9 protein-coding genes are annotated in these 8,452 nt (G+C 60.9%); 8 read left to right on the top strand and 1 reads right to left on the bottom strand.

Features of this window, described 5'->3' with window-relative positions:
- The first annotated feature begins 73 nt into the window (after nucleotides 1-73).
- The 6 genes from ACM62R_RS11960 to ACM62R_RS11935 all read left to right on the top strand — a co-directional run bounded on the left by ACM62R_RS11960 (nucleotide 74) and on the right by ACM62R_RS11935 (nucleotide 5,428).
- Nucleotides 74-547 (top strand): ABC transporter substrate-binding protein, encoded by a 474-nt coding sequence (locus tag ACM62R_RS11960; RefSeq protein WP_415184286.1) that lies wholly within the window; start codon nucleotides 74-76, stop codon nucleotides 545-547.
- A gap of 62 nt (nucleotides 548-609) precedes the next feature.
- The gene (locus ACM62R_RS11955; protein WP_415184285.1) at nucleotides 610-1,662 is read left to right on the top strand and encodes an ABC transporter permease; all 1,053 of its coding nucleotides are present in this window, start codon (nucleotides 610-612) and stop codon (nucleotides 1,660-1,662) included.
- Nucleotides 1,662-2,567 (top strand): ABC transporter permease, encoded by a 906-nt coding sequence (locus ACM62R_RS11950; protein ID WP_415184284.1) that lies wholly within the window; start codon nucleotides 1,662-1,664, stop codon nucleotides 2,565-2,567. The genes ACM62R_RS11955 and ACM62R_RS11950 overlap by 1 nt, the downstream gene beginning before the upstream one ends.
- Complete coding sequence (locus ACM62R_RS11945; protein ID WP_415184283.1) at nucleotides 2,564-3,394, top strand: ABC transporter ATP-binding protein; 831 nt, start codon at nucleotides 2,564-2,566, stop codon at nucleotides 3,392-3,394. Before ACM62R_RS11950 ends, ACM62R_RS11945 begins: the two co-directional genes overlap by 4 nt.
- Before the next feature lie 7 nt (nucleotides 3,395-3,401).
- Nucleotides 3,402-4,175: an ABC transporter ATP-binding protein gene (locus ACM62R_RS11940; protein ID WP_415184282.1), complete on the top strand. Its 774-nt coding sequence runs from the start codon at nucleotides 3,402-3,404 to the stop codon at nucleotides 4,173-4,175.
- Between the two features lie 113 nt (nucleotides 4,176-4,288).
- On the top strand, nucleotides 4,289-5,428 hold the full coding sequence (locus tag ACM62R_RS11935; protein WP_415184281.1) for a saccharopine dehydrogenase NADP-binding domain-containing protein: 1,140 nt from the start codon (nucleotides 4,289-4,291) through the stop codon (nucleotides 5,426-5,428).
- Here ACM62R_RS11935 and ACM62R_RS11930 read toward each other — a convergent pair.
- Nucleotides 5,367-6,263 (bottom strand): LysR family transcriptional regulator, encoded by an 897-nt coding sequence (locus tag ACM62R_RS11930; protein ID WP_415184280.1) that lies wholly within the window; start codon nucleotides 6,261-6,263, stop codon nucleotides 5,367-5,369. The genes ACM62R_RS11935 and ACM62R_RS11930 overlap by 62 nt on opposite strands.
- A gap of 96 nt (nucleotides 6,264-6,359) precedes the next feature.
- Here ACM62R_RS11930 and ACM62R_RS11925 point away from each other — a divergent pair, with 96 nt between their 5' ends.
- Nucleotides 6,360-7,568, top strand: coding sequence for an acyl-CoA dehydrogenase (locus ACM62R_RS11925; protein WP_415184287.1), 1,209 nt, complete (start codon nucleotides 6,360-6,362; stop codon nucleotides 7,566-7,568).
- 112 nt (nucleotides 7,569-7,680) lie between these two features.
- On the top strand, nucleotides 7,681-8,452 hold a 772-nt coding region (locus ACM62R_RS11920; RefSeq protein WP_415184279.1), incomplete at its 3' end, for a thiamine pyrophosphate-dependent enzyme.

The following is an 8,452-nucleotide window of genomic DNA, read 5'->3' as shown; positions in this document are numbered from 1 at the left end:
GGCGGGCAGTGGCTCCTTCATACTGTAGGAGCCGGGTTCAGCATAAGACAAGCTGTCGTTCACGGTGCGCAACGTGCAAGAGCGCATGGATATTGCCCAGTCGATCCAGAATACCTTTGCGCAGGCTGGGATTGAGCTGGAACTGAAGGTGATGGACGGCAAGGAAGTGCTGCAAGACTACCGTGCGCGCAACCACCAGGTCACGCTGCAAACCTGGGGGCCGGATTACCCCGACCCGCAGACCAACGCCTCGACCTTCGCCCTGAACGAGAACAACTCGGATGAGGCCAAGCTGACCGGCAGTCTGGCTTGGCGCAACGCCTATGACCCCGGCCCGCTGAACGCCATGGTCGAGGCCGCCGTGCAGGAACGTGACACCGCAAAACGCGCCGCGATGTATGAGGAAATGCAAAAGATCCACCGCGAAACTTCGCCCTTCGTGCTGATGTATCAGCAGACCTATCAGACCGCGATGCGAGCGAATGTGAACGGCTTTTCTACCGGCGGCTCAACCGATAGCGCCGCCTATTGGCAGGTCACGAAGTAAGCTGACCCCTCTTACCGCGCGCCCTGACCAACCGGGGCGCGCGCCTTTTTTGCTGGAATACCATGCCCGATTCACCCCTGCCCTCCCGCCATCTGCGCGCCCTGCGCCAGATCGCCCTTCTTCTACTGTCGCTGGCGGTCACCCTGCTGGGGCTGATGCTGGTGACGTTTACGATCAGCCGCGTGGTGCCGATCGACCCAGTTCTGTCGATCGTCGGAGAGCGGGCTACAACCGCCCAATATGAGGCCGTCCGGCTGGAACTGGGGCTGGATGAGCCGCTGTGGCGACAGTTTGGCATCTATGTCAGTGACGTGCTGCACGGCGATCTGGGGCAATCAATCCGCACGAAACGGCCCGTTGCCGGCGAAATCGTACGCTACTTTCCCGCCACGTTGGAGCTGGCCACGCTGGCGACGCTGTTTGGCGTGATCGTGGGCGTTCCGGCGGGCGTTCTGGCGGCGACAAAGCCCGGAACATGGGTCGATCAGGTGGTGCGGATCGTCGGACTTATGGGCTATTCGATGCCGGTTTTCTGGCTGGGGCTGATGGGGCTTTTGTTGTTTTACGGCGTGCTGGACTGGGTTGGCGGGCCGGGGCAACTGGACGCAGGCTATCAGATGATGCTGGAGTTTGACGTGACGCGTTATACCGGCATGATCCTGATAGATACGGCCGTGGCGGGCGAATGGGGTATGTTTGCCAACGCGCTTAGCCATATCGTGCTGCCCGCCGGGGTGCTGGGCTATACCTCGATGGCCTATATCAGCCGGATGACGCGCAGCTTCATGATGAATGAGCTGAGCCAGGAATACATCACGACTGCACGGGTGAAAGGGATGCCGGAACGCCGGGTGATCTGGGTTCACGCGCTGAAAAACGTGATGGTGCCGCTGATCACCGTGATTGCGCTATCTTATGCCTATCTGCTGGAAGGTTCTGTCCTGACCGAGACTATTTTCGCCTGGCCCGGCCTTGGCAGCTATATCACCGATGCACTGTTTGCGGCCGACATGCCGGCGGTTCTGGGCGGCACACTGGTCGTTGGCGTCGTGTTCGTGGCGCTGAACATGATGTCAGACGTGCTTTACCGCCTTGTCGACCCAAGGGCGAATTGATGGGCCAGATAATGACATGGCTGCGCGACCCCAACCCCGCCTCGCGGATGCAGGCGCGGTTGGGGCAGTATTACCTTGGCTGGCTGCGGATGCAGCGCAATCTGTTGGCAATGGTCGGGCTGACAATCGTGCTGACGCTATTTGCGATGGCCGCCTTTGCGCCCTGGCTGGCCACCCATGACCCCTTTGCCCAGGATCTTGGGCGCCGCCTGCTGCCACCGCTAACCCCCGGCAACTGGCTGGGAACGGATGATTTTGGCCGCGACATCTGGACCCGGATCGTGTTTGGCGCACGGATCACGCTTTACATCGTGACACTTGTCGCGGTTACGGCGCCGGTGCTGGGGCTTTTGGTCGGCACGGTGGCGGGGTATTTCGGCGGTTGGGTCGATCAGGTTTTGATGCGGATCACTGATATTTTCCTGGCTTTCCCGCGGCTTATTCTAGCGCTGGCACTGGTCGCCGTGCTGGGTCCGGGGATTGAGAATGCGGTTCTGGCCATCGCGCTGACCGCATGGCCCCCCTACGCCCGTGTGGCGCGCGCTGAAACGCTGACCGTTCGCAATGCCGACTATATCGCCGCCGTGCGCCTGCAAGGGGCGGGGTCGACGCGGATCATTCTGGGCCATGTGATGCCGATGTGCCTACCCTCGGTCATCATCCGCGTGACGCTGGACATGGCCGGGGTGATTCTGATCGCGGCGGGGTTGGGGTTCTTGGGGCTGGGGGTGCAACCGCCATTACCGGAATGGGGGCTGATGATCTCATCGGGGCGCAAGTTCCTGTTTGAACAGTGGTGGGTTGCCACCATTCCGGGCCTTGCCATTTTCATCGTGTCGCTGGGCTTCAACCTGCTGGGCGACGGGCTGCGCGATGTGCTTGACCCAAGGAGCGCGGGCAAATGACGCTGCTTTCCGTGAAAGACCTGAAAGTCACGTTCGACACTGAATCCGGGGCGGTTGAGGCGGTGCGCGGCGTTTCATTTTCGCTGGGTCGTGAACGGCTGGGGATCGTCGGTGAAAGCGGGTCGGGCAAGACGATGACGGGGCGTGCGGTGCTGCGCCTGATCCGTCCGCCGGGCCGCGTTGAGGCAGCGGAAATGATCTTTGACGGGGTTGACCTGATGGCCGCCTCGCAACGTGATTTGCGGGCGCTACGCGGGCAGCGGATCGCGATGGTGATGCAAGACCCGAAATACTCGTTGAACCCGGTTATGAAAGTCGGCGCACAACTGACCGAAGGGCTGCGTTTGCGTGACAAGGTTGGCAAGGTCGCCGCACGCGCCAAGGCCATCGAGGCATTGGAGGCGGTTCAGATCCGCGAGCCGGCGCGGGTGATGGAAAGCTACCCACACGAGCTATCCGGCGGAATGGGCCAGCGCGTGATGATTGCGATGATGCTGATCCCCAATCCCGATTTGCTGATCGCGGATGAACCGACAAGCGCGCTGGATGTGACGGTTCAGGCCGAGGTATTAAGCATTCTTGATGGGTTGGTCCGTGATCGCGGCATGGGGCTGATCTTTATCAGCCACGACCTGCGGTTGGTCGCGCGGTTCTGCGACCGGGTTCTGGTGATGTACAAGGGTCGTGTGGTCGAAGAACTGGCGGCAAAAGACCTGATGCACGCGAAACACCCCTATACGCAGGGTCTGTTGAACTGCCTGCCCCGTATCGGCGGCAGCCGCGCGCCTCTTCCGGGGTTGGACCGCACAGCAGCCTGGGCCGAATGAGGGTGACATGTCTTTGATTGAAATTGAAAATCTTAGCGTCACCTACCACGTCGGTGGGCGCCGGGTGCGGGCGGTTGAGGATGTCAGCCTGGCGGTCGCGGCGCGTGACAGCTATGGGCTGGTGGGCGAAAGCGGGTCAGGCAAATCAACCATCCTGCGGGCCATTTGCGGGTTGGCGCCAATAACCGGCGGCACTATTCGTATTGGCGGCGAAAAGGTGAATGCCCACCGCGCACGCGCGTTTGCGGCACGGGTGCAGATGGTGTTTCAAGACCCCTACGCCTCGCTTCATCCGCGTCACACGTTGGACCGGACCTTGGCCGAACCGCTGGCGATTCACGGGTTGCGCGACACGGATGCGCGGGTGATGCAGGCGCTGACCGATGTTGGCTTGCCACCGAGTTTCCGGTTCCGCTATCCGCATCAGCTTTCAGGTGGGCAACGTCAGCGCGTGGCCATTGCCCGCGCGTTGATGCTGGAGCCGGAAATCCTGCTGCTGGACGAACCGACCAGCGCATTGGACGCCAGCGTACAGGCAGAAACGCTGAACCTTCTCAACCGCTTGCGCACAGAGCGCGGGCTGACATTCCTGATGGTCAGCCATGATCTGGCGGTGATCGACCATATGTGCGACCGGGTGCTGGTAATGCAGCACGGACGCGCGGTGGAAGAGTTGACGCGCGAAGCGCTTTCGGGCGCGCAGATGCAGACCGACTATGCCCGCACATTGTTCAACGCCAGCGCTGATCGGATGCTTGATATCCAAACTTCGTCATTCTGACGAAACCTTCGGCATAATTTGTTATCAAACGCTGCAAATCGGCGCTTTGATACATAGTTTCCGGCAGGGCAGTGGCCCACCCTGACCGCAACAGATCAGGGAGAAATACCATCATGTGGAATATCTGCATTATCGGTGCTGGCAAAATCGGCACCACCATCGCAGCCCTTTTGGGTGCGTCCGAGAACTATAAGGTCACGCTGGCTGACCAGAACCCCGAGGCCCTGAAGGCGCCCGCCGCCGAAGGTATCCGCACCTTGCAGGTTGCCGCTGATGATCTGGCCGCGCTGACGCCCAAGCTGAAAGGCTTTGACGCCGTCATCTCTGCTGCGCCCTTCTTCTTGACCCCGACGATCGCGGAAGCTGCCCGCAATGCCGGCGCCCATTATTTCGACCTGACCGAAGACGTGGCCGGCACCGCCCGCGTGCGCGCGCTGGCTGACGGTGCCGATACGGTGATGATGCCGCAATGTGGGCTGGCGCCGGGGTTCGTGGGCATGGTTGGGGCGCATCTGGCGGCCAAGTTCGACAGCCTTGATACGCTATCGCTGCGTGTCGGCGCGCTGCCGCTATACCCGACCAACGCCTTGAAATATAACCTGACCTGGTCCACCGACGGGCTGATCAACGAATACCTGAACCCCTGCGAGGCGCTGGTTGATGGCCGCAAAGTCAGCCTTGCACCGCTGGAAGACCTGGAAAACTTTGCACTGGACGGTGCGGAATACGAGTGTTTCAACACCTCGGGCGGCTTGGGCACGCTGGGCGAGACCTTGGAAGGTAACGCAGGCCGCGTGACCTACCGCACGATCCGCTACCCCGGCCATTGCGACATCCTGCGCCTGTTGCTGACCGGGTTGGGGCTAGAACGTCGGCGCGATCTGCTGAAGGACATCTTTGAACATTCCCTGCCCCGGACCGATCAGGACGTGGTCGTGGTGTTCTGCACCGCAACCGGCCTTATCAACGGTAGCCTGCGCGAAGTGTCGTTCCTGAACAAATCGCTGTCGCATGAAATCGGCGGCAAGACCTGGAGCGCGATCCAGATCACCACCGCCGCAGGCGTGACCGGCGTGGTCGATATGGTCCGGCGCGGCAATCTGCCGGGGCGCGGCTTTATCGGGCAGGAACAGGTCAAACTGGCTGATTTTCTGGCGACCGAGTTTGGCCGCTACTACCTGCCCGGCCAGATCACCCCGCTTCCCGTGCCTGAAGGGCAAGCCAATCGCGAAACGCTGCGAGCGGCGGGCTGACGGCGGCGCCTTCGGGCCAGACCAGATAATAAGTGCCCACCCCCGACACCGCATTGCCGGGGGTGCGAATCAGCCGCCCCTCGTCAATCTCGGGCAGGGCCAGAAATTCGGGCAGCAGCGCAATGCCGACACCGTGCGCTGCGGCCTGCATCATCGGGGCGAACTGGTCAAACATCATCCCCTGCCCCGAGGGCGCCTCAAGCCCATGATGCGCAAACCACGCAGCCCAGGCATTGGGCCGCGATTCCAACTGAAGGAGCGACAGATGTACCAAATCTTCGGGCGTCTCCATCGGATGATCGGCGGCAAAACTGGCAGAGCAGGTGGCGATTATCCGCTCTTCAAACAGGGGCAGATGCTCGGCGCCCGGCCAAAGGCGGGTGCCAAAATGAATCGCGGCGTCAAAGGTTTCAGAGTCAAAATCAAAGGGCCGCAACCGGGTGCCCAGATTCAACGTAACCCCCGGATGTGCCGCCAGAAAATCACCCAGGCGTGGGGCCAGCCAACGCGTGCCGAACGTGGGCAGAATGGACAGGCTCAGCACGCCGCCCCCCGGATTGGCGCGCAAACCCAAAGACGCACGGGCAATCAGGTCCAATGCTTTTTTGACATCGCGCGCATAGGCCAGCGCGGGTTCGGTAGGCTGCAACCGGCGCTGTTCGCGGCGAAAGAGTTGGACCCCCAACTGCCCCTCCAGGTTTTGCACCAAGCGGCTGACCGCACCCTGCGTCAACGACAGTTCACGCGCAGCGGCGGCGGTGCTACCCGTTCTGCAAACCGCCTCGAAAGCCGCCAGCAGACTGACCGAGGGAAGGTAGCGGCGGGGGGCGGCCATATATGTGCTCCGTGCATATCATGCAGCTAGAATAGCGTTGGATTGCCGTGTTAAACAGGCGCATAAAGCATGAAATTCAAGAATGACGAGGACACCATGGCCCTGAAAGCAAAAGACGCCCCCGATCTTGGCCGGTTCGATTGGGAAGATCCATTCCGCCTGAACGACCAACTGACCGAGGAAGAGCGGATGCTGCGCGACGCCGCCCGCTCTTACGCGCAGGAAAAACTGCAACCGCGTGTCATTGCGGCCTACCGCGAGGAAGCGACCGACCCCGCCATTTTCCGCGAGATGGGCGAAATGGGCCTGCTGGGCGTGACTGTGCCCGAAGAATACGGCGGCATCGGCGCCTCTTACGTCGCCTACGGTTTGGTCGCGCGTGAGGTTGAGCGCGTGGACAGCGGCTATCGCAGCATGATGTCTGTGCAAAGCTCGTTGGTGATGTACCCGATCTATGCCTATGGCTCGGAAGAGCAGCGCAAGAAATACCTGCCGAAACTGGCCACTGGCGAATCTATCGGCTGCTTTGGTCTGACCGAACCCGATGCCGGCTCAGACCCGGCCGGAATGAAAACCACGGCCAAGAAAACCGCGAACGGCTATGTGCTGAACGGCTCCAAAATGTGGATCTCGAACGCGCCGATCGCGGATGTATTCGTGGTCTGGGCCAAATCCGATGCCCATGGCGGCAAAATCCGCGGATTCGTGCTGGAAAAAGGCATGAAAGGGCTGAGCGCGCCGAAAATTGGGGGCAAACTGTCCCTGCGCGCCTCAATCACCGGCGAAATCGTGATGCAGAACGTCGAGGTTGGCGAAGACGCACTACTGCCCAACGTCGAAGGTCTGAAGGGCCCCTTTGGCTGCCTCAACCGGGCCCGCTATGGTATCGCCTGGGGCGTGATGGGTGCGGCCGAATTCTGCCTTGGTGCCGCGCGGCAATACGGGCTTGACCGTAAGCAGTTCAACAAACCACTGGCACAGACCCAATTGTTCCAGTTGAAGCTTGCCAATATGATGACCGACATCAGCCTTGGCTTGCAGGGTTGCCTGCAGGTCGGTCGCCTTATGGATAACGCCAACGCCGCCCCTGAAATGATTTCAATCATCAAGCGCAACAACTGCGGCAAGGCACTGGAAGCCGCGCGCCACGCCCGCGACATGCACGGCGGAAACGGCATTCAGGAAGACTTCCAGATCATGCGCCACATGGTAAACCTTGAAACCGTGAACACCTACGAGGGCACGCATGACGTGCATGCCCTTATCCTCGGCCGCGCGATCACCGGATTGCAGGCTTTCTTCTGATGCTTTCCTTCTGATTGAAGTAGCCCCGCCGGCGGCCCCCGGCCTATCAACAGGGTGCCGCTGGCGGGGATATTCAGGCCAGAAAGGATACGAAAGGACTTGGTTACGGATCATGCCCCGTTCAGAAATCGTCCATGACAATTTCCTGCGTCGCGTAGCGGCGCGGGATTTTCCCGTTGGAGAGCCGCCCGCATCAGGTTTGACCGCGCCCGAGGCGGTAAGCCTGTTTCGCGCGCAATGCCTTAGCCGCGCGCTGGACCGGACCAGCCGCGCAATGCAAAAGGCGGGGCAAGGATTTTACACCATCGGGTCATCCGGGCATGAAGGGATGGCCGCGGTAGCGCATGCGCTTCGCCCAACCGACATGGCCTTTCTGCACTACCGCGATGCAGCGTTCCAAATTGCGCGGGCCGATCAGGTGCCGGGCCAAACGATGACGTGGGATATGCTTTTGTCGTTTGCTTCGTCATCGGACGATCCCATTTCGGGCGGGCGGCACAAGGTTTTAGGGTCGAAAGAGCTGACGATTCCGCCGCAGACCTCAACCATCGCCAGCCACCTGCCGAAAGCTGTGGGGGTGGCGCATAGTGTGGGGCTGGCCCGCAGGCGGCCGCCGGAACATCGGGCCTTGCCCGACGACGCCATTGTGATGTGCTCGTTTGGTGATGCCTCTGCCAACCACTCAACCGCGCAAGGTGCGTTTAACACGGCGGGTTGGACCTCTTATCAATCTTTGCCACTGCCGATCCTGTTTGTGTGCGAAGACAACGGCATTGGAATTTCGACAAAGACACCGAAAGGATGGGTTTCTGCCTCTTTCGGGGCACGTCCCGGCATCCGGTATTTCTTTGCCGACGGGCTGGATCTTTATGCGGCGTTCAAGG

This window comes from Phaeovulum sp. (assembly GCF_047638075.1).
Lineage (GTDB): Bacteria > Pseudomonadota > Alphaproteobacteria > Rhodobacterales > Rhodobacteraceae > UBA6197.
The sequence above is the reverse complement of the archived record's forward strand: the minus strand, read 5'-3'. Positions and strand labels throughout refer to the sequence as shown.